We start from the raw sequence: 25,456 nt of genomic DNA on the forward strand, positions 1-25,456 counted from the left end.
GGATGTGTATAAGAGACAGGAATCAGCTTATCTGAACACGAGGGCCGCCGCGGGCTTACCAGGTGTCGTGGAACGTGTCGAACTCGATCGAGTCGAGGGGTTTCTCGCCGATGGCGGCCTCGTACTCGCCCGGCGTCAACATCGGCTTGTGGAACCGCGGGCCGTCGTCGGTCGTGATGCGGGGACAGCCCGTGTTGACGAACGCGTCCATGTCGAAGTTGCGGAGGCGGTCCGGCGTCACCTCGTCCATCGTGATCAGGTACGCGTTCTCGTTGTTCTCGACGATCTCCTGGGCGGTCTCCCACCGGCCCTGGCCGATCTTCGTACAGAAGATGACGCCCCACTTCTCGGCGCCCATCGCCTTGTGGACCGAGGCGTAGCGCTGTTTGAGGAACTGGTCGTGTTCGGCGACCGAGACGGCGTTGTTGACCGGGTCGGCGATGACGACGCGCTTCTCCGGGTGCTCCATCGCGAGGCCGACGGGGTGGAACTTTCCGCCGCCGACGTACAGCACCTGGTCGGCGGGGATGTCCGCGGAGGCGTAGTTGCAGCCGAGCACCTGTCCCTCCTTCGTGAGCCGGTCGTCGCCCCGGCGGGTGTGAACCTCGTAGCCGCGCTCCTCCAACCAGTCGGTCATCTCCTCGAACCGGTTCATGTGCTGGGCGGTGGTGACGAGGCCGACGTCGGGGTTCTCCTCGGGGTCGTCGAGCTCCTCCGCCAGCGCGTCCTCCATGATCGGGAACGGGTCGACGTTCGAGAAGAGGGGGACGTAGACGATGCTGTCGGACTCCTTCATGGGCGTGTGGCCGAAGTGGACGAACACGTCCGTCCGGCGCATCAGGTACGTGTCGAGGTCGCAGGCGCCGTAGCAGGGCTGGCCGGACAGCATGAAGGTGACGTCGTCGGGCGCCGCCTCCCGCAGGTCGTCGGCGACCTTCGGGCCGCGGCGCTTGAGTCCCTCCGGGAACTGGAGGCCGACCTTGGAGGCGTCGCGCTCCTCGATGGCCTCGACGATCCGGTCGAGCTCGTAGTCCCACTCGCGGTCGTGTTTCAGGGCCATCCCAGTCTTCGTGAGGTCACCCTCCGTGGAGCCGCTCATGCACCCGGATTACGTGGGGGGACGGTTAAACGGCGCGCTCGGAGGGTATTCTCGTGATCGTTCGGGATCAAGCGGGACCGGACCCCGACACGGGTCGGCCGTCGCGGTTATCGTAGTCATCGCGACCACCGCAATCACCCCGGCCATCGCGGTCATCGCGACCGCCGCGGCCATCGCGGCTATCGCGACTGCCGCGGCCGGCGACGGACCGTCTGCCGCGGCCGACGGATACAACCGCCGAGCCGACGAACCGGAGAGCCATGAGCGACATTCCGCTGGAACACGTCCACGTCGCGCCGGACGACGGTCCGGAGAACGCGCCCGCCGTCTTCGTTCTCCACGGCCGCGGCGCCGACGAGGAGGACCTGCTACCCGTCGCGCGCCACCTGCCGGACGGCCTCCACGTGGTCAGCCTCCGAGCGCCGGACCCGCTACAGGGCGGGTACACCTGGTACGAGCTCGACCTCTCGGCCGGCGGCCTCGAATCGAGCCAGCCGGACGCCGCGGACTTCCGCCGCAGCCTCGATCTCGTCGCCGAGAGCGTCGACGCCGCCGCCGAGGCGTACGCCATCGACCCCGACCGGATGGGGCTGCTCGGCTTCAGTCAGGGCGCGATCACGAGCCTCTCGCTCCTCGTAGAGGAGCCGGACCGGTACGCGTGGGTCGTCGCGCTCCACGGCTACCTCGCGGACGCGCACTCGGACCTCGCGCCCGACGGGATCGAGGGGAAGCCGGTCCTCGTCGGCGCCGGGGCCGGCGACCGCGTGATCCCGGCGTCGCGCTCGGCCGCCGCCGCCGACCGCCTCGAGGCGATCGGCGCCGACGTCACCCGGGGCAACTACCCGGGCGGCCACGGGATCGGGCAGGAGGAGCTGGCGGACGTCGTCGCCTTCGTCGAGGCGCGAGGCGCGTGAGGGCGCGGCCAACGCGGACGCGGTCCCCGACGGATCGGAGGGCGGGACCCCCGGCTCCGGCAGGTTGAAGCCGCTCCGCGCCAACGATCGGTCATGAGCGTCGAACAGGCCTCCATCGAGGACCTCGGTCGCGAGCTCGGCGAGCGGATCGCCCGAACCACCGAGTACGAGCGCTTCGAGGAGGCGCGCGAGGCGGTACAGCGCGACGAGGAGGTCCAGGCGAAGATCGACGAGTTCGAACAGCTGCGCGCCGAGTTCATGCAGGCCCGCGAGACCGGACAAGCGACGAACTCCGGGCTCCAGAAGGTGCAGGCGGCGCAGGACGAGCTCCACTCGATGCCCACCATGCGGGAGTTCCTCGACGCGCAAGACGAGCTGACCGACACCCTCGAGACGGTCAACGAGGCCATCTCGGAACCCCTCGCGGTCGACTTCGGCGGCGAGGCCGGCGGCTGCTGTCAGGACTGACGGGCGGTTCCGCGGTCGCTCTCCTGTCGACTTTTATCACCGATAGCGACGCAACCCGGCGCGTGATCGCAGTCGCCGGCGGCAAGGGCGGGAGCGGGAAGACGACCACGACCCTCGGGCTCGCGCGGGCGCTGTCGCGGCGGGGCGCGCGAGCGGTCGCGGCCGACGCCGACTGGGACCTCCCGAACCTCGCGCGGTTGGCGTCGGAGACCGCGGACGGGACCGCTGAGACCGGCGCTCGGGACCGCCCCACCGTCGTCGACGCGGTCCTCGGCGGCGGTTCGATCCCGCTCGACCGTCGGTCGCCGACGGTGCTCGCCGCCCCCGACGACCCCGACCCCGTCGATCCCGGTCCGACGTTCGGATCGCTCGGCGAGGCGCTCCCCGACGACGCCGCGGCGCTCCTCGACTGTCCGGCGGGCGCGTCGCCGGACGCGGCGGCCCCGCTCCGCGCGGCCGATCGGTCGCTCCTGGTGACGCCCCTCCGGCGAGCGGCCCTGCGCGACGCCGCCAAGACGGCCGCGATCGCGCGGCGGCTGGACTGCCCGCCGCTGGGCGTCGTCGCCGTCCGCGCGTCGTCCGTCCCGGATCCGGTCGCCGATCTGCTCGGCTGCCCGGTGGTGGGGCGGATCCCCGCTCGGGCGCCGGCGCCGCTCTCGGACTCGGCCGTTCGATCGGCGTACGACGACCTCGCGCGGCGACTCGCGGGGGGGTACGGAGCGGGGCGATGGCGGATCGCCTGACCGTCGATTCCGCGTCCCGATCGCGGTTTGGCGGTCACCGACAGAGCCAAACCCCCGGAGACGACAGCGATCGTATGGAGGCGCTCCCGACCGGAATTTCGGTGCTGGACAGGGAGTTCGGCGGCGGCATTCCGAGCGGCAGCGTCGTCGCGCTGGAGGCCGACCCCGCCAGTCAGTCCGAGCTCATCCTGGACCGACTCGCGCGGGTCCGGGAGTGCCGGTACGTAACGACGGTGCGCTCCGCCGACGCGGTGGGGGCGAGCCTCACGCTCGACGACGAGGCGGACGAGACGGTGGTCGAGGACGCGACGGGGGACGACCCGTTCGCGACCGCGCTGGACGCGGCCGCGGAGCTGTCGGAGCGAGGGACGATCGTCGTCGACTCCGTCGGCCCGTTGGAGTCCGACGACGGCGCGGAGTACGGCGCGTTCCTCGGCGATCTCCGTCGGCGCGTCGACGACGCCGACGGGCTCGCGGTGCTTCACGCGCTCAAAGGGGGAGCGGCCGACCGAAACCGAGTCGTCACCGAGCAGATCGCGGACGTCGTCTTCGACCTCCGGACCGCGGTGACCGGAACGGAGATCGTGAACCGACTCGTCGTCCCGAAGTTCCGCGGCGGCGCGGCGCTGGAGGAGCCGCTCAAGCTGAAGCTCACCGATTCGGTCTCCGTCGACACGAGCCGGGACATCGCCTGAATCGGGCGTTTCTCGATCCGGTTCGATTACAGCACCGCGGCCGCGACGGCCACGACTACGCCGACGAGCGCCGCCGCGACCGCCCAGTTCCGGGGCTCGTCGAGCGGTCCGTACGGGCCGCCCTTCCGCGAGAAGAGATAGGCGGCGTACACCGCGATCGGTGCGAGCGTCGGCAGGGTCCCCACCTCGACGACGCCGGCGACCCCGGACAGCACCGCGACCGCGACCGTCGTCGCGCCGGCGCTCGCGGCGACCACGAGGTCGTCCCGCGCCCGTTCGATCTCCATCGGTCAGCCGCCCTCCGCGTCTCTCTCCGTCGGCCGGTCGGTTTCCATGTCTCTGGGTGGGTCGACCGTCGGTCAAAAAGGATCGGTTCGTCGTCCGGCCGAGACGCCGCGAAGGGGGTTACTCCTCGTCGAGCTCGTCGACGATCTCGTCGGCGTCGACGTCGACGTCCTCGAGCGCGTCCTCGATGTCGCCGGCGCCGGCGCCGCCCATGCCGCCCATCATGCCGCCGAGCCCGCCCATGCCGCCGCCCTCGATGACCTCCTCGACCACGACGCGGTCGAGGTCGAGCCGGCCCATGAGGTCCTGCGCGATCTGCTGTTTCTGGAACATCCACTGCTGGTTCATCTGCATCGCCTGCGTGGCCGTCACGTAGAGGACGTCTTTCTCGACCTCATCGGTCTCGACGACCTCCTCGCCCTCGTCGTCCTCGGTGACCGTCTCCTCCTCCTCGGTGACGGTCTCGATGCGGACCTCGGGCGCGTCCTGGAGGTACATCCCGAGCATGCCGGCGGCCTGCTGCTCGCGGTCGTCGATGAGATCGAGGATCTCGTACTCGTACTCGAGGTCCTCGCCGGCCAGCGGGTGGTTGAAGTCGACGCGGGCGCGGCCGCCGATGATCGTCTCGAGGTAGCCCTGCTGGTTGTCGATCTGGACCTGCGCGCCGGGGTACCGGCTGTCCTCGGGGATCTTGTCGGCCTTGACGGTCTCGACCTCGTCGGGGTCGTACGCGCCGAAGGCGTCCTCGGCGGGGACGTCGACGGCGCCCTCGTCGCCGACCTCGGCGCCGACGAAGGCCTCGTCGACCGCCGGGAACACGTGACCGGCGCCGAGCGCGATGACGCGCGGTTCGAACTCGTGTTCCTCGGTGTCGATCTCGGCCTCCTCGGCCGTCTCCTCGTCGGTGGTGTCGATGACCCGGCCGTCGTCGGCCGTTCGGATCGTGTACGCGACCCGCACGAAGTCGCCGTCCGCGAGTCTGGCGCTCTCGGTCTCGGCTTCGGTCTCGGCCTCGTCGGCGTCCTCGGCCGCGTCCGCTTGCTCCTGATCGCTCATACCCTGAACGTCACCTGTTACACCCTTAAGGCGCACGGTTCGACGCGGCGGCGACCGCGTCGCGCCGGAGTTAGCGTCCCGCGGCGCTTAAGAACGCGCCCGGCGGAATCCGGGTATGTTCGAGGTCGAGATCAAGGTGCCGGCCGACGTCGACGCGGTCCGCGAGCGCCTGCGCGAGGCGGGCGCCGAGCGCGTCGACGCGCGTCGCCAGCGGGACGCCTACTACGACGCGCCGCACCGCGACTTCGCCGAGACGGACGAGGCGCTTCGGGTCCGCCGCGAGACGCCGCTTCCGAGTGGAATCTCCCCGGCCGACGCGGCGGACGAGGCGGAGGGTCCGGACCCCGGGTCGAACGCCCCACCGACAGCGCCCGAGACGACCAAGATCACGTACAAGGGGCCGCTGCTCGACGAGGGGTCGAAGACCCGCGCGGAACACGAGACCGAGGTGGCCGACCCGGAGGCCGCGGCCGGCATCCTCTCCGGGCTGGGGTTCGAACCGGCGGCGACCGTCGAGAAGCGCCGCGAGTTCTGGGCGTACGACGGATTCACGGTGACGCTCGACGCGGTCGACGGGCTCGGCGAGTTCGTCGAGATCGAGCGCGGGGTCGCCGAGGAGGGAGCGATCGAGGCCGTCAGGGACGACGCGCTCGACGCCCTCGACCGGCTCGGACTCGACGGCGCGGAGCAGGTCCGCACGTCGTACCTCGGGCTGTTGCTGGCGGAAGACGACGCCGACGCGAGCGACGACGGGTAGTCGGGTCCGGCTCGTGACAGGGGTCAGCTCCCGTTCCCGTCCGGCCGCTTCCTCGAGAGCGCGGTCCGGTCGAACTCGCAGACGAGGACGTCGTCGCCGTCCTCGACCAGCTTGAACGCCTCGACGTGCATCGTGACGACGCCGCGCTCGCCGTCGCTGGTCTCCCGCTTGTCCGTGACCGTCGACCGCGCGCGGATCGTGTCGCCGTGGAACACCGGGTTCGGGTGCTCGACGTCGTCGTACGAGAGGTTCGCGACGATGGTGCCGTCGGTCGTCTCCGGGATCGACACGCCGACCGCGAGCGACAGGGTGTACAGCCCGTTGACGAGCCGTTCGCCGAACTGCGTCCCCTCGGCGAAATCGGCGTCGAGGTGGAGCGGTTGCTGGTTCATCGTCATGTCGCAGAAGCGCTGGTTGTCGGCCTCGCTCACCGTCCGCCGCCGCGCGTGTTCGATCGTCTCCCCGACCTCGAACTCCTCGTAGTAGCGTCCCGTCATGGACCGACCGTCGACCCGCCGCGGCAAATCGGTACCGCTCCGGGCGCCGGGCGGGTCTCGGATTCGGACGGCCCGGCTCTTTATGTTCGGCCGCGAGGAGTGCCCGACATGGCCCGACGAAGCCTCCTGTTCTCCCCCGGCGATCGCCCGGAACTCATGCGGAAGGCGCCGGCGACGGGCGCTGACGTGGTCTGCTTCGACCTCGAGGACGCCGTCGCCCCCGGCCGGAAGGACGAGGCCCGAGCCGCCGTCCGCGGCCTGCTCGCCGATCCCGACTTCGACCCCGATACGGAGGTCTGCGTCCGGCTCACGGCGACGGACCCCGCCGCCGACCTCGACGCGCTCGTCGGAGCGAGCGCGGCGACCGGTGACGTCCAGCCCGGCACCGACGACGCCGAGCGCTCGCCGCGACTCGACGCGGTCATGCTCCCGAAGGTCGAGGGCGCCGACCGCGTCGACCGTGCGGCCGCGCTGTGTACCGACCGCGGGCTCGACCCCGCCGTGTTCGCGCTCGTCGAGACGGCGGGGGGCGTGCTCGCCGCCGAGGCGATCGCCGACGCGGAACCGACCGACGCGTTGGTCTTCGGCGCCGAAGACCTCGCGGCGGACCTGGGCGCGACGCGCACCGACGAGGGAACCGAGGTGCTGTACGCCCGCGAGCACGCGGTCCTCGCGGCCGGCGCCGCCGACGTCGACGCGCTCGATACGGTGTACACGGACTTCTCCGACACCGCGGGGCTCCGCGAGGAGACGGCGTTCGCGCGCACGCTCGGCTACGACGGGAAGCTCGCGATCCACCCGTCGCAGGTCGAGCCTATCAACGAGGCGTTCACGCCCGACCCCGACGAGGTCGAGTGGGCGGCGCGGGTCCTCGACGCCTGCGACGAGGCCGACCGGGACGACCGCGGCGTCTTCAGCGTCGACGGCGAGATGATCGACGCCCCGCTGATCGCGCGGGCGGAGCGGATCGTCGAGCGAGCGGCGGCCGCCGGGCTCGACCCGCGATAGGGACCGCGGCGAGCGGAAGCGGAGCCGTTCGCCGCGCCCCCCAACCGCGATCCCGCATCCCGCTGATCGTCCGTCACAATTAACCCCGGTCCCCGGAGACGAGTTCACATGGGCGATCAGGCGAATCCGTTCGAAAGTCTGCAGGAACAGGTTGACGACGCCGCGGCGCACCTCGACGCGCCGCCGGGAATTCTCACTCGGCTGAAGAACCCGGAGCGACTGCTGGAGACGAATCTGACGTTCGAACGCGACGACGGATCGCTGGAGACGGTCCGCGCGTACCGCTCGCAGTTCAACGGCGATCGCGGCCCGTACAAGGGGGGGATCCGCTATCACCCGGGCGTCACCCGCGACGAGGTGAAGGCGCTGTCGGGCTGGATGGCGTATAAGTGCGCCGTCGTCGACGTGCCCTATGGCGGCGGGAAGGGCGGGATCGCGATCGACCCCGGAGAGTACTCGGAGAGCGAGTTAGAGCGGCTGACGCGCGCCTTCGCGACCGAGCTCCGCCCGATCATCGGCGAGGACCGCGACATCCCGGCGCCGGACGTCAACACCGGCCAGCGGGAGATGAACTGGATCAAAGACACCTACGAGACGCTTGAGAACACGACCGCGCCCGGCGTCATCACCGGGAAGGCGATCGACTCGGGCGGCAGCGAGGGGCGCGTCGAGGCGACCGGTCGCTCCGTCGCGCTCGCCGCGCGCGAGACGTTAAACTGGCTCGACCGCGACCTCGCGGGCGCGACGGTCGCGGTACAGGGGTACGGCAACGCCGGCTCCGTCGCGGCCGCCCTCATCGACGACCTCGGTGCCGACGTGGTGGCGGTCTCGGACTCCTCCGGGGGTATCCACGACCCCGACGGGTTCGACCCGCGGGCGGTGAAGGATTACAAGAGCGAGACCGGCGCCGTCTCCGGCTACGGCGACGCCGAACCGATCACGAACGAGGAGCTGTTGACGCTCGACGTCGACCTGCTCGTGCCCGCGGCGCTGGAGAACGCGATCGACGGCGACCTCGCGACCGACGTCGCGGCCGACGTGATCGTCGAAGCCGCGAACGGGCCGCTCACTCCCGACGCCGACGACGTCCTCGCCGAGAAGGACGTCTACGTCGTCCCCGACATCTTCGCCAACGCGGGCGGCGTTACCGTCTCGTACTTCGAGTGGGTGCAGAATCGACAGCGGTTCAGCTGGACGGAGTCGCGGGTTAACGAGGAGCTCGAACGCGTGATCACGGAGGCGTTCGACGGCATCGTCGAGGCCTACGAGAACCGTGACGTTCGCGACCTCCGCACCGCGGCCTACGTCGTCGCCATCGGCCGGATCGTGAACGCATACGACCAGGCCGGCAGCTGGCCGTAGCGCGCTTTCAGAGGCGTTTCGCGTTGTGTCGCTAGCTCACTCCAGCCGCGCGTCTCGCACCTCGACGTGGCCGCGGTCGCCCTCCCACACCGCGTCGTACTCGAACTCGATCCGGCGGTCCATGTGCGGGCCGTCGACGACGTACGTCTCGAACTCGCCGCCCTCGCCGAGGGGGTGGACGCCGTACTCCTCGCGCAGGTCGATCAGTTCCGCGAGCGCGTCGGCGTCGAAGCGCCGCCCCAGCCACGACTCGTCGAGCCCGTAGGCGGCGACCTGCACGATCCGGATCTCGAAGCCGGCGTCGAACATCGCCTCCGCGAGCGCGACCGGGTCCTCGCCCCACAGCGGCGCGAACAGGTCGATCCCGAGGCGGTCGCACATCCCCTGAATGCGGCTGGTCTGGTACTCGCTCTCGACCGCGCCGGCGGTGACCCCGGCGAGGTCGACGTCGGCGGCGGCGGCGACCTCCCGGAGCGCCGCCTCCATCGGCTCCAGCTCGGCGTCGCCCTGCGCGCCCGCGTCGTCGACGTCGTCCGCGCCGAAGTCGTCCGGCGAGACCTCGACGAGGTCGATCCCGACGCTCTCGGCCGCGAGTTCGGCGAGCTCCGTCGCCGGCGTGTGGTACATGTACGAGTCGCCCGCCGGGTGGACGGTCAGGAGCCGCGAGACGTCGAGGCCCTCCTCCAGCGCGCGGTACAGCGCCCACGAGGAGTCCTTCCCGCCCGAGAAGAGGCTCACCCAGTCGTCGGTCATTGGCGGGGAAAACGCCGGGAGCGCTTAAATTGTCGACGGTCCGGGTTGACGACCGTCGACCGACGGGCGCCGGACGCGTCGATTTCGAAGGGATCGACGACCTGACCGCGGATTTAGAACGCGGGTTCGACGCGACGGGCCGTCGTGCGACCCCGCCGTCGACTGACCACTGACGCCGAGCGAGGTCGTGGCGTCGGGCTCAGTCCGAGATGAACTCGTTGTCGCGCCAGTTGACGCCGCCGTCGCCGTCGCCGGCGCCCTGCGGGCTCTCGACGACCTCGATGCTCGCGGGACGCGGCTCACCCTCGACGATCCGCGTCGCTTCGAGCTCGTCCTCCTCCTCCGTGATCGCGGTCAGCGTCCCCTTCTCCGAGAGCTGCGCCAGCTCGCGGAGCACGAGGAACATGGGGTACTGGAGCGCGGAGTTCTGGAGAACGGTCTCGCGATCGCCCTTGAAGCAGGCGAACTCCACGAGCTCGGAGGGGATCTCCTCCTCCTCGTCGTCCATCCACTGGGGGCCGCCGGCGCGGGGCGGCTCCTCTTCCCAGACGCGCGTCTCCGTGACGGACGCCTTCAGCTGGGCGGTCGGCGTGTACTTGCTGATGCTCTCGTCGTCGGACAGGGCCTTGATAATGAGGGTGTTGTTTCGACGCGTGATGTCGATGTCGTCGATCTCCGGCGGGAGGTCGGGGTCTTCTTCGAAGTACGTCTCCACGTCTTCGAGTGGCAGTTCGAGCGTCGAATGAAGTCTGAACACGCGGCCTGTCATTGTTGGTTGGGTGAGATGGGTCGAGACGGTCGGCACGGCGGCAGCGGCTGCGTCTACTGCAACTAGGCACCGTAGGTTTATATGGACTGCCCTTCGACTCCCAAGATCGGGCGTCGTCGCGAGCGGGTGCGCTCGCGGCCTACTCGGCGCCGAGCTCGGCGGCCAGCTCGCCGCGCTCCTCCAGCTCTGCCAACACGTCGCTCCCGCCGACGAACTCGCCGTCGACGAAGGTCTGCGGGATTGTCTCCCACCCGCTCTCGGCCTCCAGCGCCTCTCGGTAGTGCGGCAGGGCGGGCAGCACGTCGACGGTTTCGAACTCCTCCACGTACTGACCGATGAGCTCGACGGCGCGCTTCGAGTAGCCGCACTGGGGCATCAGTCGGTTCCCCTTCATGAACAGGACCACGTCGTTCTCGGCGATGGTCTCGTGAACGCGCGCTTCGATCTCCTCGGGGTCGGCTTCTGACTCGGGCTGGAACGTCATAGGCGCCGATACGCGCCGCCGCGGCAAATGGGTTCCGCACGGAAACGAGAGATCCACGCAGGGCGACGCCCGCGACCGCTCCTCGTCGGGAGCGCTTACTCGTCGCGGTCGACGCGGACGACGTCCACGAGCGAGTACACCGGAACGCCGTCGATCTCGTCGTATCCCATCTTGTCGACGAGCACGACGCAGGCGACGGGCTCGCCGCCCTGCTCGCGGATCGCGTTGATCGACTCCCGCATCGTCGTCCCCGAGGTGATGATGTCGTCCACGACGTAGCAGTCGCGGTCGCGGATCCCGGCGAAGTTCCGCGAGAACCCGCCGCCCTGCTCGTCGATGTCGCCCTCGTCCCACTGGTGTTTCGCGGGGGCGTACGTACCGAGGTCGGTGTCGAGTCGGCTCGCGACCGCGGTCGCGAGCGGGGCCCCGGCCTTCTCGACCCCCACCGTCAGGTCGACCTCCTCGCCCTGCTTCGCGAGGAGGTCGGCCATCGCGCTCGCGGCGTAGCCGAGCCGCGTCGAGTCGCGGCCCAGCGCCGACCAGTCGACGTGGATGTCGGTCGTCGTCTCGGCGGCCGCGGTCTCGGCCGCGGCGTTGCCGCCGCCGCCGCGCTCGACGAGCCAGCTCGCGGTCTCACGGGAGACGTTCAGCTCGTCGGCGATCTCTCCCTTCGAGAGACCGTGGTCCGCGAGCTCGGCCGCGCTGTCTATCAGGTCGTCAACGTTCTTCATATGAGCCGAATTCGACCGCCGTTTTAATAGTCGTGTCGTCATCCGCGAACGCGGCCTCGAACTCGTCGAGCCCGTAGACGCCGGTGACCAGATCGTCGAGGAACCCCGCCGAGAACCGCGACAGGGAGTCGACGGCGGCCTCGAAGTGCTCGTAGCCGGAGTTGACGCTCCCGACGAGCGCCTTGTTGTGGAGGACGAACTCGCGGTGGAGCCGGCCGCCGTCGATCTCGAACTCCCAGTCGCCCGGCACACCGAGCAGCGCGCCCACCCCGTTGGGAGCGAGCGCCTCGATCGTCTCGAAGGCGTGCGGCGCGTGGCCCGTCGCCTCGAAGACGAAGTCCATCGGCTCGTACGCCTCCGGCACCGACGGCACGGGCGTCTCGTTGGAGTTGACGTACGTCGCGCCCAGCGACTCGATGATGTCGATCGTCGGGTCCGGGCGCTCCCGGCGACCGAGGCAGTAGATCCGGTCGAAGTCGGCGTCGAGCGCCGCCACCGTGAGCAGCCCGAGGGAGCCGTTGCCCAAGACCAGCGCGGACTCGGGCTCCCAGTGGAACGCCGACCGGCTGGCGAACGCGTGCTCGATCGCCTTCTCCGCGATCGAGATCGGCTCGACGAGGAACCCCCACTCGGCGAGCGCGGGCGGGATCGCGACGAGGAACTCCGCCGGACTGGTGAAGTACTCGGCCATGAACCCGTGCGCGCCGACGATGCCGCGTTCGTGATACCGGCCCTCCGGCGCCATGTCGGGCTCGCCGCGCGCGAAGTACTCGTTCGCGCCGTTGGGGGGACGGCGCACCGTCGGGACGACCACGTCGCCGGCCTCGAACGGCGTGTCGTTCGGGTCCTCGACCACCCCGACCGCCTCGTGACCCAACACGAGGTGGTCCTCGCCCTCGGGCGCCCCGCCGTGCCCGCCGGCGATCACCTCGTGGTCCGTCCCGTCCACGCCGACCCGGAGGGTCCGGACGAGCGCTTCCCCCGGGGCCGGCTCCGGTCGCGGCTTCTCCGTCACGACCGGTTCGTCGGCCCCCTCGTACACGGCTATCGCGTTCATACACCGACCGACGGGGTCAGCAACCAAAAGATTTCTTTTATTGCGAGTAAAGAATGGCTCCGCCCGATCGCGGGTTTTTCCTCCTCGTCGTCCGCAGCGGCTATCGTGTGTACTCTCGCCCTCGCGTGGCGCGTGTTCGGCGACGCGCCGACCGCGCTCGCCGCCAACCGCGACGAGGCGCTCGACAGGGCGGCCGAACCGCCGGCCGTGCGCGATCCCGCCGGCGACGACGGCGTTCGGTACGTCGCCCCGCGCGACGCCGAGGCCGGCGGGACGTGGATCGGCCTCTCGGAGTCGGGCGTCGCCGTCGCGGTCACCAACCGCTGGCTCGACGCCGACCGCGACGGGGACCGTTCCAGGGGACTCCTCGTGCGGGACTGCCTGGAGGCCGACTCCGCGGAGACCGCGGTGCGTGGGGTCGAGCGCGATCTCGAAGAGCGGTCGTACGACGGGTTCAACCTCGTGATCGCCGACGACGCGGCCGCGTTCCTCCTCTCGTACGACGGCGGGATCGCGGTCACTCGGCTCGACCCCGGCGTCCACGTCGTCGGCAACGTCGGCGGCGTGGTGAACGGCGTCGAGCGGTTCTCGGTGCCGGAGCGTCGCCGGGAGTTCGCCGAGGAGCGCGCCGACAGCGCCCGTCGGATCGCGGCCGAACTGGTCCCCGAGCCGGGCGAGTCGGGCGGGTCGTGGCTCGACCGCGCGAGCGGCGTCCTCGCCGACCACGAGTACGGCGCCTGCCTCCACGGCGACGGGTTCGGGACGCGGTCGTTCACCCGGATCCGCACGAGCGCCGACCCGACTGAGCATGCCGAGTTCGCCTACGCCGACGGCCCGCCCTGCGAGACGCCCGCGGAGCCGGTGTCGCTACCGGCGGAGTTCTGACGGCGGCGGACGGGCGCCCGAGACGGCGATCGCCCCCGATCCCGTCGCGCCCGGAGGCGCCGCGACGGGACGGAAAGCCAGTTTTAAGCGACTCGCGGGCGGGTGTTCGACCATGAGCGTGTCCGAACTCGAGGCCGAGCTGTCGGAGGACGAGCAGGCCGGCCTCGAACTCATCCGCGAGACCGGTGGCATCCACCAGAGCGACTTCTGGAAGGAACTCGACGTCTCCTCACGCAAGGGGAGCCGCATCGCGGAGGCGTTAGAGGAGTCGGGCCTCATCCAGCGGTCCGATACGGTGTACGACGGACACAACACGTACTACTTGGAGCCCGCCCCCCGCGATCTGGACTTTTCGCTGCTGATGGCCGACGACATGCTGTCACCGTTCATCGGCGAGGAGGAGGTCGACCCGCAGGCGGACGCCTTCTCGCAGTGGATGATGAACCTCGCGTACGAGGAGTACTGAGCCGCCGCCGCGTCCAGACGAGCCGGACGCTGACGACGCGGCCGCTTCCTCCTTTTCGACGCCGTTGAAACGCTCAGAGAGCGACGGCTCGGCCCGCTGATCGCGCGTCGTGAGCCGCGTAGTTCGCGGAGCTCACGTCGGTTCGCCGACCTCGTCTCGCACCGTGACGTAGATGAGGAGTCCGAGCAGTCCGGGGACGAGGCCGAACAGAAACAGCAGTCCGATACCGACTCCCCACTGCCACGCCCAGTCGCTCCCGCGGGATTTCGCGTCCCGGTACACCCATCGGCCGACGAGGCCGAAGACGACGAGCAGTACGACGAGGAGTATGAGCAGCTCGGGGCCGCCGGGTACCTGTAACGGTTGGAGGGACACATCCCAACCGGGTGACGGATTAGTTATAAATTTTCTCATACAATTCGAAACCCATCACGCTGAACGCCGACTTCCGTCCGTCCGAAAATAAGAGTCCGACGAAGCCGTTCGTAACTCCCGCTCAGCCGAGCAGGAACGCGAACAGCGCGACCCCGGCCGCGAGCGTTAACAAGAGGACGCTGCGGCCGATCCCGGTTCGGATCTCCACGTCGACGCCGAGCCCCGCGACCGCCGTCCGCGGGTGCATCGCGGTCCGCTTGATCGCCGCGACCAACCGCATCACGGCGCGGTCAACGGCGGCCCACAGCGCCGTGACGCCCCAGATCGACCCCCGCCCGAGGTAGAACGCGGCCGGGTACGTCACCGCGTCGACGTCTCGCATGTGGTGCGCGAGCCAGCCGAGCGGCCGCTTCAGCGCGAAGAAGCCGACGAACCCGGTCACGAGGAGCGCCGCGCTCTCCGTCAGGTGGCTCGCGCTGTACGGCTTGAAGTAGACGTCCTCGCCGAGGATGATTTCCGTGAACGGCATCAGCTCGATCAGCTGGTAGTAGAACACCCCGAAGAAGACGCAGGCGCCGCCGGCGAGGAGCATCCCGGCGGTCTGGAACGCCGTGGCGTCCTTCGGCGACAGCGTCGCCGAGCCGTGGAAGAACACGTAGTAGCCGAGCTTGATGAACGACATGAACGTCCCCACGCCGCCGAGGATCAGCAGCCACCACAGCAGCCCCTCGCCGAAGAGGAGTTCGAAGTTGTGGAGCTCGTGGGCGGAGTCGATCACCATCCCCTTCGAGATGAACCCGTTGAATCCCGGGACGGCGGTAATCGAGGCCGCGCCGACGACGTAGACGAGGAAGGTGACGGGCATCTCCCGCCAGAGCCCGCCCATGTCCCTGATGTCCTCGACGCCGGTCCGGTAGATCACGACGCCGACGGCCATGAACAGCAGGCTCTTGTACAGCACGTTGTTGAACAGGTGCGCGAAGCCGCCGGTGACGGCGAACTCGCCGACGTACGTCGCGAGCCCGAAGCCGGCCAGCATGTACCCGAGCTGCGCCTGGATGTGGTACGAGAGGAGCCGGCGCGGGTCGTACTGCAGCAGGGCGAAGAACGCCCCGTAGACGGCCATGAACCCGCCGAGGTACGCGAGCCACATGCCGCCCTCGGGGAACGTCCGGTACATCACGTACGCCGCCGTCTTCGTCGTGAAGACGGAGAGGAACACCGACGCCGCCACGTGCGGGCGGGGGTAGGTGTCCGGGAGCCACGTGTGCAGGAAGATGAACCCGCAGTTGACCCCGACCCCGATCGCCGCGAGCAGCGTCGCGCTCGCGTGGATCCCGGTCGTCGACGAGAACAGGAATATCTCGGCGGCCGGCACGCTGCCGAGCATCGACGCGCCGTGGACGACGACCGCGCCGAGGAAGAACGTCCCCCCGATACCGTGGAACAGCGCGTAGCGGTAGCCGGCCCGCACCGCCGCGCCGCCGTACTGCCACACCAGCAGCGTGCTGGTGACGGCCATCAGCTCCCAGAAGAAGATCAGCGTGAGCCAGTCGCCGGCGTATATCGTCCCGAGCGTCGAGGAGACGTACACCAGCGCGAACGCGGTCACCCACGTCGGCGCCTCGGTGCCGTACGCGTACAGCACCGCCGCCGTCGCGAGGAAGCCGACGACCACGCCCATCAGCAGGGAGAACTGGTCGACGTTGAACAGCACCACGTCGAACCCGAACAGCTGCGTCGCGAGGTGGGCCCCCGTGCCGCCGTCGCCGAGCAGCACCGCCTGCGCGAACGTGAACGCCGTCGCCAGCGCGGCCGCCGCGTGACCCGCCCGCCGCGGGAGCCCGAGCACGAGGAACGCCGCCGCCGCGAGAACGACGTACGGCGGGAGGGAGGTGAGAACCGCGTTCATGGCCGCATCACCTCCTCCGGGAGCCGCGTGTCGACGATGAGCTCGATCAGCTCCAAGAAGCCCATCTCGTAGGGGATCACGCCGAGCAGCACCGCGAGGCTCATCGCGGTGAGGATCGGGCCGAGCGTGAACCACGTCGACTCGCGCCCGCGGAGGGCGTCGAGCCCGTCGATGTGACGCCAGCCGCCCGCGGGCGGGCCGCCGGCGTGGCCGTGGTCGTCGTGGCCGTCGCCGTGTTCACCGTCATCGGTGTGACCCTCGTCGTCACCGCGGCCGGCTTCGACGGCGGCGCCGTCGGTCGGTTCGGCGCGGTCCGCTGCGTCGCCCTCGTCGCGGCGTCCGACGCCGAACGGCACCTCCGCGTCGGAGGGGCGCGAGTCGACCGCGTAGTCGCCGGTGTCGACGCGCTCGGCCGGCTCGGAGAAGTCGCGCTCGCTCGTGTTGAAGTCCGGGCGAACGACGCCCTCCGCGTCGGTCGGGAGGTCGTCGAGCTCCGCGTCGGGGATGTCGGAGTCGTCGGGGACGTCGGCGTCGTCGCTCGGGTCCCCGACCGTCTCGTCGCCCTCGGCGCTCTCGACGACGTCGTCGACCTCGGCGTCGGTGTCGTTGCTCTCGTCTTCGGGATCGTCGTTCTCGTCCTCCGGTCGACCCCCGTCGGTCGCCGGCAGCGTCGACCGCGACTCGCCGCCCATCCGGAAGTCGACGAGCGGCTTCGCGTCGTGGGCGTCCTCCGCCTCGAAGAAGGCGGTGTAGATCACCGGCCAGAAGTACGCGATGTTGAGGACGCCCGAGAGCAGGAGCGCGCCCACGAGGTAGTACGCGACCGGGGTCAGTTGGGCGCCCATCCGGATCCCGCCGATCAGCATGTAGTACTTGCTGACGAACCCGGCCAGAAGCGGGATGCCGGCCATCCCGAGCGAGGCGACCGTGAACGCCCCCATCGTCAGGGGCATCCGCTTGCCGATCCCCGCCATCTCCGAGATGTAGTCGGTGTGCGTCGAGACGTGGAGGTTCCCGGCGCAGAAGAACAGGGTGAGCTTCATGAACGCGTGCGCCGGGATGTGCAGCAGCGCGCCGACGAGCCCGTACCAGCCGAACAGCCCGAGCCCGAGGATGATGTAGCTCAGCTGGCTCACCGTCGAGTAGGCGAGCCGCTGTTTCAGGTGGTCCTTTCGCAGGGCGATGATGGAGGCCGCCGTCAGCGTGATCGCCCCGATGGTCGATAACACGAGGCCGGCCGAGAAGCCGAACGGGAGCGAGAGGTCGAAGACGAGCTCCGGGCCGAAGACGTCGAGGACGACCCGCGAGACACCGAACGCCCCGGACTTGACGACCGCGACCGCGTGGAGGAGCCCGGAGACGGGCGTCGGCGCGACCATCGCCTCGGGGAGCCACTGGTGGAGCGGCATGATCCCGGCCTTCACCCCGAACCCGATCGCCAGGAGGAAGAACGCGAGCATCGCGAGGCCGGGGTCGGCGTTCGCGAGCTCCTGAATGCCGCCGGCGGTGAACGAGACGTTGCCGGCGATCAGGTAGACGAGGGCGGTCCCGGCGAGCACGAGCACGCCGCCGCCGAACATCGTGTACGCGAGGTACTTCCGACCGGCCGAGCGCGCCTCCGGCGTCTCGTCGTGCGCGACGAGCGGGTACGTCGCGATCGAGAGGATCTCGTAGAAGACGAAGATCGTCACGAGGTTGCCCGCGAACGCGATCCCCATCGTCGCCGACAGCGACACCGCGAACGCGGCGAAGTACCGGGTCTGGTTCGTCTCGTCGTTCCCCCGCATGTAGCCGATGCTGTAGAAGGAAGTGACGATCCACAGCCCGCTGGCGAGGAACGCGAACAGCATGCCGAGCGCGTCGGCGCGCAGCGCGAACTCGATCCCGGGGAGGAACGCCCCGAGCGACCACTCGAAGACGGCGCCGTCGAGGACGGCCGGGAGCATCGAGGCGACGATCCCGAACTTCGCGACCGCCGCGGCGATCGTCCACCCCTCGCGGACGTTCGGCGAGCGGTGCGACGCGACGATGAAGAACGCCGCGACGAACGAGACGAGGACGGCCAGTAGGGGACGTGGGTCTGAAATGAAAGCGTCGGTCATGCGAACACCTCCGTGAGGAACGGACCGAACCACTCGGCCAGCGCGAAGCCGGCGAAGCCGAGCGCGACCGTGACGAGCGTCGTGACGACCAGTATCGCCAGCGACGCCGCCGGCACTCGGTCGGGCACCAGCGAGGGCCGTGGCGCGCCCTCCACGGGCGCGACCGGCGCGGCCGCACCCGTATCGTCGGCCGCAGGGTCGTCATCGCGACCGCCATCGGCGGCCACTCCGGCCGGGTCATCGCTCGCGCCGCCCGCGGGGTCGTCGCCGTGGCCGGCCGCCGCCTCCTCTCCGTGGCCGCCCGGGAGCCCGACGCCGGCGAAGTAGAACCGCTCGATCAGCCGTGCGACGTACGACAGCGTGAACAGAGTGCTGACGAAGATCACGGCGGCGACGCCGATCCCGGCCGGCCCGGCGCCGGCCATGCTGGACTCGACGGCGCCGACCCCGATGTACCACTTCCCGAGGAAACCGACCGACGGCGGGATCCCGACGAGCCCGAGCCCGAGCAGGGCGATCGCGCCGGCCGTGAACGGCGCTTCGCGCGCGGCGCTCGCGGCGTCCTCGATCCGACGGACGCCGTAGCCGAGCGCGAGGGTCCCGATCCCGAGGAACAGCCCGAACTTCAGGAGGCCGTGCCCCACGAGGTGGACGATCCCGCCGAGCAGCGCGGTCTCGTTCGCCAACGCGATCGCGGCCCCGATCATCCCGAACTGCGCGACCGAGGAGTACGCGAACATCCGCTTGAGGTCGGACTGCATCGCGGCGAGCACCGAGCCGGCGAGGATAGACGCCCCGGAGACGACGAGCATCGCCGTCGTGATCGCGTCGTTCGCGGCGAGGAAGTCGACGGTGAAGACGGTGTACGTCACCCGGATCAGCGCGTACGCGCTCGTCGTCGACACGAGCGCCGCCACGACCGCCGTGACGGCGTCCGGCGCGCGCTGGTAGGCGTCCGGCTGCCAGGTGTGGACCGGGAACAAGGCGATCTTCAGCGCGAGCCCGGCCACGATCAGCGCGTAGCTCGCCTGGATCAGCGGGTCGCCGTACCCCGCCTGCGCGACGATCTGCTCGCGCATGTCGACCATGTTCAGCGTCCCCGTCGCGAGGAACGCGTAGCCGACGCCGACCAGGTACAGCGAGGCGCCAACCGTCCCGACCACGAGGTACTTCAGCGAGGCGTACGCGCTCGCCCCCGAGCGGTCGGCGGCGATGAGCGCGTACGTCGTGATCCCGACGATCTCGAGGAAGACGAACATGTTGAACAGGTCGCCCGTGAGCGCCATTCCCGAGAGCCCCCCGACCAGCAGCAGGTACGCGCTGTAGAACGCGTTCCCGCGGGGACCGGCCACCCGAGAGAACGCGAGCGTCGCCAGCGACACGACCGCGATCAGCGCGAGCACCGCGGCCGACAGCTCGTCCGCCACCAGCTCGATTCCGATCGGCGGCTGGTAGGTGCCGAGCGCGTGGCTGAACCGTCCGCCGATCGCGACCTCGGCGACGATCGCGGCCGCGGTCCCGACCACCGCGGTCGTCGCGACCGCCGCGATCGGCCAGCCGATGTCGTCGTACCGCAGTCCGAGCGCGATCGGCAGCGTCGCCGCCACGATCGGGACGGCGATCGCCAGCGGGAGGAGCACGTCAGTCATCGCTCGCACCTCCGTCAGTCGCGCCGTCGTCGCCGGCGACGGACGGGAGCGACCCCTCGTCCCGCATCAGGTCGCGAAGGGTGTCGGTGCGGAGCGTTCCGTACTCGTCGTAGATCCGGATGCAGAGTGCGAGCCCCACGGCGGTGAGGCTCACGCCGACGACGATGGCGGTGAGCACGATCACGTGCGGGAGCGGGCTGACGAACGTCTTCGTCGCCGCCTCGCCGGAGTGGACGATCGGGATCGATCCGCCCTCGACGTAGGCAGAGGCGATGAATAGCAGGAATATCGCCGTCTGGAACAGGTTGAGTCCGATGATCTTCTTCACGAGGTGGGGGTTTGCTATCATCATGTAGAGACCGACGCAGAGCAGCAGCGCGAACGTGAGGTAGGCGTGACGGGTCGTGAATACCTCGAACACACCCGCGGACGCGACCGCGGCGTCGATTCCGGCGGCCGCGACGGTAGCGGTCGCTGTCATCGCTCACCTCCGTCGGCCGCCGGAGTGCGATCCGATCCCGAGGGGCCGAGGTCGCCGCCGACGCCGTCGGCGTCGTTCGCGGCGGTCCCGGTCTCGTCGGTCGCGTCTTCCTCGCTCTCGTCTCCTCCGCCCTCGCCGAAACCGGTCCCCTCCGAGGCGAACCCCCTCGCGAGCAGGAAGAACAGTCCCATGAGCACGCCGGTCACGATGGTCGCGATGCCGAAGACCTCGACGCTCTCCAGCCCGTACTTCACCGGGATCGGCAGCAGGTCGTACTGGAGGAACGCGCCGCCGCGCGCCACCGGGATCAGTCCGATGCCCGCGAACGCCAGCGCGCCGCCGACCGCGAGCGCGACGACGACGGTGTTGGCGAGCCAGTCGCGCGTCGCCTCGATCCCGAAGGCGAACGCGATCATGAACACCACGGCGGCCATGATCGCGCCGCCTTGGAACCCGCCGCCCGGCGATCCGGCGCCGTGGAAGGTGATGAACAGCCCGTAGGTGAACGCGAACGGCGCCACGATCTTCACCGTCGGCATGATCACTTGGCTCTCCGTGTACGGCGTGCCCTGGCGCCGGTCGGAGTCGTACCGGCCGGACCGGGAGCGGGCGCGGTGCGGCGGGACGTCGTCGGCGTCGCCCTCGTCGACCGCCCCCGCGTCGGCTTCGGCGCTCGTCTCGTTCGGGGCGGCGTCGCGGACGGCCTCCTCGTCGGGGCGAACGTCGCTCATGCGAACACCTCTCGGTGGAGCACGATGAGGGCCGCGATCCCGCCGGCGAAGACGACGACCGCCTCGCCGAACGTGTCGAACCCGCGGAACGCCGCCAGCACCGCCATCACGGTGTTGTCGACGCCGGTCTGCGCGTACGACTCGCTGAGGTACCACTGCGTCACGTCCGGGTTCGACCAGACGGGGGCGTCCGGCGAGCCGACGGCCGGCACGTCGCCCATCGTGAGCAGGAGTCCCCCGAACAGCAGCCCGACCGCGCCGACGGCCGGGACGTTCACCGACTCGAAGGCGACGTCGTGGTCGATCCGCGTCGTCTTCGCGAGCGTCAAGAGGAGGAGGACGGTGGTCACGCCGGCTGAGATCGCCGCCTCCGTCAGCGCGACGTCCGGCGCGCGGTAGAAGGTGTACAGGGCGGCCATCCCGAGGCTGTACGCGCCGAACACGATGACCGCCGCGAGCACGTCGCGCGCCAGCGCCGTCGCGAGCGCCGTCAGCACCACGAACGCGAGCAGACTCCCCTCGACGGCGGTGACCTGGGCGGGTACGGGCGCCGCCGGTGTGACCGTCGGGAGGAGGTTGCCGGCCGCCGCGGCGAGGAGGCTCGTCCCCGTCATCGGCGATCGTCCCCCTCGGTCCACGGCACGATTCCCTCCTCGAAGGCCGCCCGGGAGATCGCGTGGGCGGCCGTCGGGTTCGTCACGAAGATGAAGAACAGCAGGAGCACCGATTTGAAGCCGGCTCCCTCCCACCCGACGGCGAGCGCGACGGCGGCGAGCCCGAACCCGGCGCCGAGCGTGTCCGCCTGCGAGGCGGTGTGCGCCCGAGAGTACACGTCGGGCAACCGGAGCACGCCGACCATCGAGACGAAGCTGAAGAACAGCCCGAGCAGCGTGAACGCGACGATCAGCCCGACGCGGACCGTCCCGAGCGTGCCGAGCGTCTCGATCACAGGACACCACCTCGCTCGACAGTGAACTTCGAGATGGCGATCGCCATCAGGAAGTTCAACAGCGCGTACACTAAGGCGATGTCGAGGAACGTCGGCTCCGAGAGCGCCGCGGCCAGGATCGCGAGGATGACGACCGTGTTCGTCCCGAGGACGTTCACCGCGAGCACCCGGTCCTGCATCGTCGGCCCCTTCACCGCACGGTACAGCATCCCGATCGCGAGCACGACGAACCCGGCGGCCGCGAGGAGCAGGAAGTCGCCGACCGTGTATCCGGCGACGACCGTGGCGTCGACGAGCGTCACGCGTCGGTCACCCCCTCGTCACCGGTGCCGGACTCGGCGTCCGCCGCCGCTTCCGGCCCGGCGTCATCGCCGGTCGCTCCGCCGTCCGCGGCGGCGATCGGCAGTTCCTCGGTCGCGTCGGGACCCTGCAGAATCGCGTGGTCGTCGCGCTCGCGGGGGGTCGGCAGGCGGGCCGCCGAGCGCCCGTAGTAGACGAACCGCGTCCAGCGCTCCAGCGAGCCGTCGAACAGCCCCTCGCGGGCCCACGGGAGCAGCGAGTGGACGTACAGGTCGCTGTCGCGGGCGCGGACCGTCAGCGTCCCGGGCGTCAGCGTGATCGAGTTCGCGAGCGTCATCAGCGGGAGCCCGCTGCCGACGATCACGCGGACCCGGTTCAGCGTCGGATCGATCGGGAGCCGCGGGTCCAGTATCACGCGGGCCACCACCAAGTTCGCCACGACGATCTCGTACAGCAGGACGGGGACGTATATCGCGCCGCGGACCAGCCGCTGGGGCGTCCGCGGGATCGCCGGGTCGGCGTCGAAGCTGATCCGCGAGAGGGTGATCGAGACGATCGTCGCGGTCGCGACGCCGGTCACCCAGTCGAACCAGTAGAGCGGGTCGCCGAGCACGAAGTAGAACGCCAGCGAGAGCCCGAACATCGCCGCGAACCGCACGCCCGTCGCCTCGCTCCGGAGCCGTTCCGGCCGGGTCGGGCGCCCCACCGGGGCCGTCCGGACGGACAGGGAGGTGTTCGAGAGCGCGAACTCCAGCGGCTGGAGCAGCGTCGTGTTGCCGACCGGCGTGTACTCGGGATCGAGCACCACCGTGTCCGCGCCGTGCTCCCCGGCGTACTCGGCGAGCACCTCGACGTAGTCCTCCGGACCGAACAGGTACTCGTCGGCGCCGATCAGCGCCGAGACGACCGTCACGTCGTCGCCGGTGTCGCCGTCGGCGTCGTCGAGGTCCGCCTCCGCCCACGCCGACACCCGTTCGAGGACGCGCCGGGCCTCGGCGCTGCGGTCGTCGGAGCCCGGGTCGCCGTCGCGCCACGAGGCGATCTCCACGAAGTGGATCGCGTCGAACTCGCCGTCCGCCGCGGCCTCGGCGACGTGCGAGACCGTCGCGCGGAGGGTCGGCGATGGTTCGACGGGGACGACGACCGTCGATCGCGGCGTCGGGCCGGCGTCGTTCGTGACGGGTCCGCCGGCGTCGTTCGTGACGGGTCCGCCGGCGTCGTCGGCGTCAGCCACCCACCACACCTCCGACGGGTTCGGGGTCCACCGTCTCTATGCACATGGGAATCTCTATCGGGATCCTTTCCCTACCGCCTCAAAACAGTTTGTATCCCAGCCGATATCGAACGAATTGCCGGCTCCGCCGTCGGCGATGTCACGGCCGAGCGCGGCCGTTACGCGTTCGAACGCCGCCCGAGCGCGACCGAGAGTCGGTCGGCGATCCGCCCGGCCACGTCGTCTTTCGAGCCGACCGCCGCCTCCGGCTCCGTCCCCTCGCCGCCGACGAGGAGGACCCGCGTCTCGTCGTCGCCCATCACGCCCGCGTCGTTGGCGACCACGAACGCGAGGTCGACGCGGTCGCGGATCCGCTCTGCCTCCGCGATCATCGCCGCGTCGTCGCCCGACGTCTCGGCCTTGAACCCGACGATCGGTAGGTCGGGGTACGCCTCCCGCACCGAGTCGATGAGCTTCGGCGTCGGCCGGAGGTCCACGGAGAGCGGCGACCCAGACCGGATCTTCTGATCGACCGCGTCGGCGGTGAAGTCGGAGATGGCCGCCGCCGAGACCAGCGCGTCCGCCGTGGCCGCCGTCTGTCGGCACGCCCGTATCATCTCGTCGGCGGTCTCGACGGCGACGACGTCGGCGTAGGGGACGTCCGGGCCGTCCTGCACGAGCGTCACCGTCGCGCCGCGGACGTAGAGCGCGCGGGCGACCGCCCGCCCCGTCTTCCCCGACGCCCGGTTCGTCAGGATCCGGATCGGGTCGATACGCTCCTTCGTCGCCCCGGCGGTGACGACGACGTGCGCGCCCGACAGCGAGTGGGGGGTCGTCGCGCGGGCGACCTCGGTGACGATCTCCGCCTCGTCGGCGACCTTCGCCTTCCCCTCCTCGATCCGGGGGTCCGCGAACGTCACGTCCCACGCCTCCAGGCGGTCGAGCGCCTCCAGCACGCCCGGGTGGTCGTACATCGGCTCGTGCATCGCCGGCGCCATCACGACCGGCACGTCCGCGCCGAGCGCGGTCGTCGCGCAGGTCGTCACGGGCGTGTCGTCGATCGCGGCCGCGACCTTCCCGGCGGTGTTGGCGGTCGCGGGCGCGAGCAGGAGCACGTCGGCCCACCCGTCGCGGCCGCACAGCTCCACGTGTTCGACGTCGCCGGTGATCTCGGTGACGACGGGCTCGTCGGTCGCGAAGTCGACCGCCCACGGGTGGACGATGTTCGTCGCCGCCGGGGACATGACGGCGCGCACGCTCGCGCCCTGCCGGCGCAGCTCGTGAGCGAGTTCGACGATCTTCACCGCCGCGATGCTCCCCGAGACGCCGAGCGCGACGTTGACCCCCTGTAGCATTACCGAGACCGTTCCGCCCCCGGCGGCTTATAAGATGCCGTTGCGGAACGGGTTCCGCGTCGACGGCTCACCGCGTCTCTGCGTGAATTGCTTATAAACTGATCTGCGGTGGCGCGCGCCTCCGAGTGGCCGAAAGGCCACGAGGAGCGCGTGCGAGGGACGCGGTGAGCGCTCGAAGAGCGCGAACCGCGAGGTTGGGGAGGCGTGAGGTGCGGTGCTGTGCGGTGCGGGGAGGGACTCAAAGGGGCAGCCGCGAGGCGGGCGCAGGCGACGGAAGCACCGCAACGAGGGAGCGAACGAAGTGAGCGACCGAGTGAGGAGCACAGCGAGCGTGCGCCCGCCTCGCGGCTGGGGCTTTGG

The 25,456-nt window shown here is 70.3% G+C and carries 29 protein-coding genes; 9 read left to right on the forward strand and 20 right to left on the reverse strand.

The window, feature by feature from the left end; all coding sequences use genetic code 11:
• Positions 1–55: 55 nt before the first annotated feature.
• A complete protein-coding gene (gene dph2, locus DJ81_RS14250; protein ID WP_094523834.1) occupies positions 56–1,099 on the reverse strand; it encodes a diphthamide biosynthesis enzyme Dph2 in 1,044 nt (347 codons plus the stop codon).
• Between the two features lie 260 nt (positions 1,100–1,359).
• Between dph2 and DJ81_RS14255 the strand changes: the two genes are divergently transcribed.
• From DJ81_RS14255 to DJ81_RS14270, 4 genes are all read left to right on the forward strand, one after another.
• A complete protein-coding gene (locus DJ81_RS14255) occupies positions 1,360–2,013 on the forward strand; it encodes an alpha/beta hydrolase (protein WP_094527207.1) in 654 nt (217 codons plus the stop codon).
• 93 nt (positions 2,014–2,106) lie between these two features.
• Complete coding sequence (locus DJ81_RS14260) at positions 2,107–2,481, forward strand: YlbF family regulator (protein WP_094527208.1); 375 nt, start codon at positions 2,107–2,109, stop codon at positions 2,479–2,481.
• 62 nt (positions 2,482–2,543) lie between these two features.
• On the forward strand, positions 2,544–3,224 hold the full coding sequence (locus DJ81_RS14265; protein ID WP_094590254.1) for a P-loop NTPase: 681 nt from the start codon (positions 2,544–2,546) through the stop codon (positions 3,222–3,224).
• Positions 3,225–3,298: 74 nt separating this feature from the next.
• Positions 3,299–3,919, forward strand: a complete 621-nt coding sequence (locus tag DJ81_RS14270) for a transcriptional regulator (protein WP_094523838.1) — start codon at positions 3,299–3,301, stop codon at positions 3,917–3,919.
• Between the two features lie 26 nt (positions 3,920–3,945).
• Here the strand turns inward: DJ81_RS14270 and DJ81_RS14275 are convergent, their stop codons facing one another.
• Together DJ81_RS14275 and DJ81_RS14280 are read right to left on the reverse strand one after the other, a co-directional pair.
• Positions 3,946–4,206 (reverse strand): hypothetical protein, encoded by a 261-nt coding sequence (locus DJ81_RS14275; RefSeq protein WP_094523839.1) that lies wholly within the window; start codon positions 4,204–4,206, stop codon positions 3,946–3,948.
• A 118-nt stretch (positions 4,207–4,324) separates the two neighbouring features.
• Positions 4,325–5,260 (reverse strand): peptidylprolyl isomerase, encoded by a 936-nt coding sequence (locus DJ81_RS14280; RefSeq protein WP_094590256.1) that lies wholly within the window; start codon positions 5,258–5,260, stop codon positions 4,325–4,327.
• Between the two features lie 115 nt (positions 5,261–5,375).
• On the opposite strand from DJ81_RS14280, the gene cyaB reads away from it, so the two are divergent.
• The gene (cyaB, locus tag DJ81_RS14285; RefSeq protein ID WP_094590258.1) at positions 5,376–6,017 is read left to right on the forward strand and encodes a class IV adenylate cyclase; all 642 of its coding nucleotides are present in this window, start codon (positions 5,376–5,378) and stop codon (positions 6,015–6,017) included.
• Between the two features lie 23 nt (positions 6,018–6,040).
• Here the strand turns inward: cyaB and DJ81_RS14290 are convergent, their stop codons facing one another.
• Entirely contained in the window at positions 6,041–6,541 is a 501-nt protein-coding gene (locus tag DJ81_RS14290) for a MaoC family dehydratase (protein WP_342764962.1), read from the reverse strand.
• An 81-nt stretch (positions 6,542–6,622) separates the two neighbouring features.
• Here DJ81_RS14290 and DJ81_RS14295 point away from each other — a divergent pair, with 81 nt between their 5' ends.
• Entirely contained in the window at positions 6,623–7,522 is a 900-nt protein-coding gene (locus DJ81_RS14295) for a CoA ester lyase (protein ID WP_094523843.1), read from the forward strand.
• A 108-nt stretch (positions 7,523–7,630) separates the two neighbouring features.
• Positions 7,631–8,884 carry a Glu/Leu/Phe/Val dehydrogenase gene (locus tag DJ81_RS14300; RefSeq protein WP_094590260.1) on the forward strand — a complete coding sequence of 418 codons (1,254 nt, stop codon included), beginning with the start codon at positions 7,631–7,633 and terminating at the stop codon, positions 8,882–8,884.
• Positions 8,885–8,920: 36 nt separating this feature from the next.
• Here the strand turns inward: DJ81_RS14300 and DJ81_RS14305 are convergent, their stop codons facing one another.
• From DJ81_RS14305 to DJ81_RS14325, 5 genes are all read right to left on the reverse strand, one after another.
• Entirely contained in the window at positions 8,921–9,637 is a 717-nt protein-coding gene (locus DJ81_RS14305) for a diphthine--ammonia ligase (RefSeq protein ID WP_094590262.1), read from the reverse strand.
• Between the two features lie 199 nt (positions 9,638–9,836).
• On the reverse strand, positions 9,837–10,406 hold the full coding sequence (locus tag DJ81_RS14310) for a hypothetical protein (RefSeq protein WP_094527214.1): 570 nt from the start codon (positions 10,404–10,406) through the stop codon (positions 9,837–9,839).
• Positions 10,407–10,545: 139 nt separating this feature from the next.
• Positions 10,546–10,890, reverse strand: a complete 345-nt coding sequence (locus DJ81_RS14315) for a glutaredoxin (RefSeq protein ID WP_094523847.1) — start codon at positions 10,888–10,890, stop codon at positions 10,546–10,548.
• Positions 10,891–10,985: 95 nt separating this feature from the next.
• Positions 10,986–11,621: a transcriptional regulator GfcR gene (gene gfcR / locus DJ81_RS14320; RefSeq protein WP_094527215.1), complete on the reverse strand. Its 636-nt coding sequence runs from the start codon at positions 11,619–11,621 to the stop codon at positions 10,986–10,988.
• On the reverse strand, positions 11,608–12,678 hold the full coding sequence (locus tag DJ81_RS14325) for a glucose 1-dehydrogenase (RefSeq protein WP_094590264.1): 1,071 nt from the start codon (positions 12,676–12,678) through the stop codon (positions 11,608–11,610). Before DJ81_RS14325 ends, gfcR begins: the two co-directional genes overlap by 14 nt.
• Positions 12,679–12,783: 105 nt before the next feature.
• On the opposite strand from DJ81_RS14325, the gene DJ81_RS14330 reads away from it, so the two are divergent.
• Positions 12,784–13,563 (forward strand): NRDE family protein, encoded by a 780-nt coding sequence (locus DJ81_RS14330; RefSeq protein ID WP_094527217.1) that lies wholly within the window; start codon positions 12,784–12,786, stop codon positions 13,561–13,563.
• A gap of 112 nt (positions 13,564–13,675) precedes the next feature.
• Positions 13,676–14,029 carry a MarR family transcriptional regulator gene (locus tag DJ81_RS14335; protein WP_094523851.1) on the forward strand — a complete coding sequence of 118 codons (354 nt, stop codon included), beginning with the start codon at positions 13,676–13,678 and terminating at the stop codon, positions 14,027–14,029.
• 132 nt (positions 14,030–14,161) lie between these two features.
• Here the strand turns inward: DJ81_RS14335 and DJ81_RS14340 are convergent, their stop codons facing one another.
• The 11 genes from DJ81_RS14340 to coaBC all read right to left on the reverse strand — a co-directional run bounded on the left by DJ81_RS14340 (position 14,162) and on the right by coaBC (position 25,096).
• Positions 14,162–14,404, reverse strand: a complete 243-nt coding sequence (locus DJ81_RS14340) for a hypothetical protein (RefSeq protein WP_241881504.1) — start codon at positions 14,402–14,404, stop codon at positions 14,162–14,164.
• 121 nt (positions 14,405–14,525) lie between these two features.
• Positions 14,526–16,316, reverse strand: coding sequence for a Na(+)/H(+) antiporter subunit D (locus DJ81_RS14345; protein WP_094527218.1), 1,791 nt, complete (start codon positions 16,314–16,316; stop codon positions 14,526–14,528).
• On the reverse strand, positions 16,313–18,418 hold the full coding sequence (locus DJ81_RS14350) for a cation:proton antiporter (RefSeq protein WP_094590267.1): 2,106 nt from the start codon (positions 18,416–18,418) through the stop codon (positions 16,313–16,315). Before DJ81_RS14350 ends, DJ81_RS14345 begins: the two co-directional genes overlap by 4 nt.
• Positions 18,415–20,067: a proton-conducting transporter membrane subunit gene (locus DJ81_RS14355; protein WP_094590269.1), complete on the reverse strand. Its 1,653-nt coding sequence runs from the start codon at positions 20,065–20,067 to the stop codon at positions 18,415–18,417. The genes DJ81_RS14350 and DJ81_RS14355 overlap by 4 nt, the downstream gene beginning before the upstream one ends.
• The gene (locus tag DJ81_RS14360; protein ID WP_094590271.1) at positions 20,060–20,548 is read right to left on the reverse strand and encodes a cation:proton antiporter subunit C; all 489 of its coding nucleotides are present in this window, start codon (positions 20,546–20,548) and stop codon (positions 20,060–20,062) included. Before DJ81_RS14360 ends, DJ81_RS14355 begins: the two co-directional genes overlap by 8 nt.
• The gene (locus DJ81_RS14365; protein ID WP_094590273.1) at positions 20,545–21,279 is read right to left on the reverse strand and encodes an MnhB domain-containing protein; all 735 of its coding nucleotides are present in this window, start codon (positions 21,277–21,279) and stop codon (positions 20,545–20,547) included. The genes DJ81_RS14360 and DJ81_RS14365 overlap by 4 nt, the downstream gene beginning before the upstream one ends.
• A complete protein-coding gene (locus tag DJ81_RS14370) occupies positions 21,276–21,893 on the reverse strand; it encodes a DUF4040 domain-containing protein (RefSeq protein WP_094590275.1) in 618 nt (205 codons plus the stop codon). The genes DJ81_RS14365 and DJ81_RS14370 overlap by 4 nt, the downstream gene beginning before the upstream one ends.
• The gene (gene mnhG, locus DJ81_RS14375; RefSeq protein WP_198948057.1) at positions 21,890–22,225 is read right to left on the reverse strand and encodes a monovalent cation/H(+) antiporter subunit G; all 336 of its coding nucleotides are present in this window, start codon (positions 22,223–22,225) and stop codon (positions 21,890–21,892) included. Before mnhG ends, DJ81_RS14370 begins: the two co-directional genes overlap by 4 nt.
• Positions 22,225–22,530 carry a cation:proton antiporter gene (locus DJ81_RS14380; RefSeq protein WP_094523859.1) on the reverse strand — a complete coding sequence of 102 codons (306 nt, stop codon included), beginning with the start codon at positions 22,528–22,530 and terminating at the stop codon, positions 22,225–22,227. Before DJ81_RS14380 ends, mnhG begins: the two co-directional genes overlap by 1 nt.
• The gene (locus DJ81_RS14385; protein WP_394338294.1) at positions 22,527–23,762 is read right to left on the reverse strand and encodes a monovalent cation/H+ antiporter subunit E; all 1,236 of its coding nucleotides are present in this window, start codon (positions 23,760–23,762) and stop codon (positions 22,527–22,529) included. Before DJ81_RS14385 ends, DJ81_RS14380 begins: the two co-directional genes overlap by 4 nt.
• A 158-nt stretch (positions 23,763–23,920) precedes the next feature.
• On the reverse strand, positions 23,921–25,096 hold the full coding sequence (gene coaBC, locus DJ81_RS14390; RefSeq protein WP_094590279.1) for a bifunctional phosphopantothenoylcysteine decarboxylase/phosphopantothenate--cysteine ligase CoaBC: 1,176 nt from the start codon (positions 25,094–25,096) through the stop codon (positions 23,921–23,923).
• Positions 25,097–25,456 lie beyond the last annotated feature (360 nt).

The sequence above is a fragment of the Halorubrum sp. Hd13 genome (assembly GCF_002252755.1).
Taxonomy (GTDB): domain Archaea; phylum Halobacteriota; class Halobacteria; order Halobacteriales; family Haloferacaceae; genus Halorubrum.

What these genes read in the sequence shown, in the direction of transcription:
- dph2 (WP_094523834.1), bottom strand. Translation starts at nt 1,099, where the DNA reads ATGAGCGGCTCCACGGAGGGTGACCTCACGAAGACTGGGATGGCCCTG.
- DJ81_RS14260 (WP_094527208.1), top strand. Translation starts at nt 2,107, where the DNA reads ATGAGCGTCGAACAGGCCTCCATCGAGGACCTCGGTCGCGAGCTCGGC.
- DJ81_RS14360 (WP_094590271.1), bottom strand. Translation starts at nt 20,548, where the DNA reads ATGACAGCGACCGCTACCGTCGCGGCCGCCGGAATCGACGCCGCGGTC.
- DJ81_RS14295 (WP_094523843.1), top strand. Translation starts at nt 6,623, where the DNA reads ATGGCCCGACGAAGCCTCCTGTTCTCCCCCGGCGATCGCCCGGAACTC.
- DJ81_RS14315 (WP_094523847.1), bottom strand. Translation starts at nt 10,890, where the DNA reads ATGACGTTCCAGCCCGAGTCAGAAGCCGACCCCGAGGAGATCGAAGCG.
- DJ81_RS14305 (WP_094590262.1), bottom strand. Translation starts at nt 9,637, where the DNA reads ATGACCGACGACTGGGTGAGCCTCTTCTCGGGCGGGAAGGACTCCTCG.
- gfcR (WP_094527215.1), bottom strand. Translation starts at nt 11,621, where the DNA reads ATGAAGAACGTTGACGACCTGATAGACAGCGCGGCCGAGCTCGCGGAC.
- DJ81_RS14255 (WP_094527207.1), top strand. Translation starts at nt 1,360, where the DNA reads ATGAGCGACATTCCGCTGGAACACGTCCACGTCGCGCCGGACGACGGT.
- DJ81_RS14310 (WP_094527214.1), bottom strand. Translation starts at nt 10,406, where the DNA reads ATGACAGGCCGCGTGTTCAGACTTCATTCGACGCTCGAACTGCCACTC.
- cyaB (WP_094590258.1), top strand. Translation starts at nt 5,376, where the DNA reads ATGTTCGAGGTCGAGATCAAGGTGCCGGCCGACGTCGACGCGGTCCGC.
- DJ81_RS14300 (WP_094590260.1), top strand. Translation starts at nt 7,631, where the DNA reads ATGGGCGATCAGGCGAATCCGTTCGAAAGTCTGCAGGAACAGGTTGAC.
- DJ81_RS14280 (WP_094590256.1), bottom strand. Translation starts at nt 5,260, where the DNA reads ATGAGCGATCAGGAGCAAGCGGACGCGGCCGAGGACGCCGACGAGGCC.
- coaBC (WP_094590279.1), bottom strand. Translation starts at nt 25,096, where the DNA reads ATGCTACAGGGGGTCAACGTCGCGCTCGGCGTCTCGGGGAGCATCGCG.
- DJ81_RS14370 (WP_094590275.1), bottom strand. Translation starts at nt 21,893, where the DNA reads ATGACGGGGACGAGCCTCCTCGCCGCGGCGGCCGGCAACCTCCTCCCG.
- DJ81_RS14350 (WP_094590267.1), bottom strand. Translation starts at nt 18,418, where the DNA reads ATGACCGACGCTTTCATTTCAGACCCACGTCCCCTACTGGCCGTCCTC.
- DJ81_RS14325 (WP_094590264.1), bottom strand. Translation starts at nt 12,678, where the DNA reads ATGAACGCGATAGCCGTGTACGAGGGGGCCGACGAACCGGTCGTGACG.
- DJ81_RS14270 (WP_094523838.1), top strand. Translation starts at nt 3,299, where the DNA reads ATGGAGGCGCTCCCGACCGGAATTTCGGTGCTGGACAGGGAGTTCGGC.
- DJ81_RS14275 (WP_094523839.1), bottom strand. Translation starts at nt 4,206, where the DNA reads ATGGAGATCGAACGGGCGCGGGACGACCTCGTGGTCGCCGCGAGCGCC.
- DJ81_RS14335 (WP_094523851.1), top strand. Translation starts at nt 13,676, where the DNA reads ATGAGCGTGTCCGAACTCGAGGCCGAGCTGTCGGAGGACGAGCAGGCC.
- DJ81_RS14365 (WP_094590273.1), bottom strand. Translation starts at nt 21,279, where the DNA reads ATGAGCGACGTTCGCCCCGACGAGGAGGCCGTCCGCGACGCCGCCCCG.
- DJ81_RS14345 (WP_094527218.1), bottom strand. Translation starts at nt 16,316, where the DNA reads ATGAACGCGGTTCTCACCTCCCTCCCGCCGTACGTCGTTCTCGCGGCG.
- DJ81_RS14355 (WP_094590269.1), bottom strand. Translation starts at nt 20,067, where the DNA reads ATGACTGACGTGCTCCTCCCGCTGGCGATCGCCGTCCCGATCGTGGCG.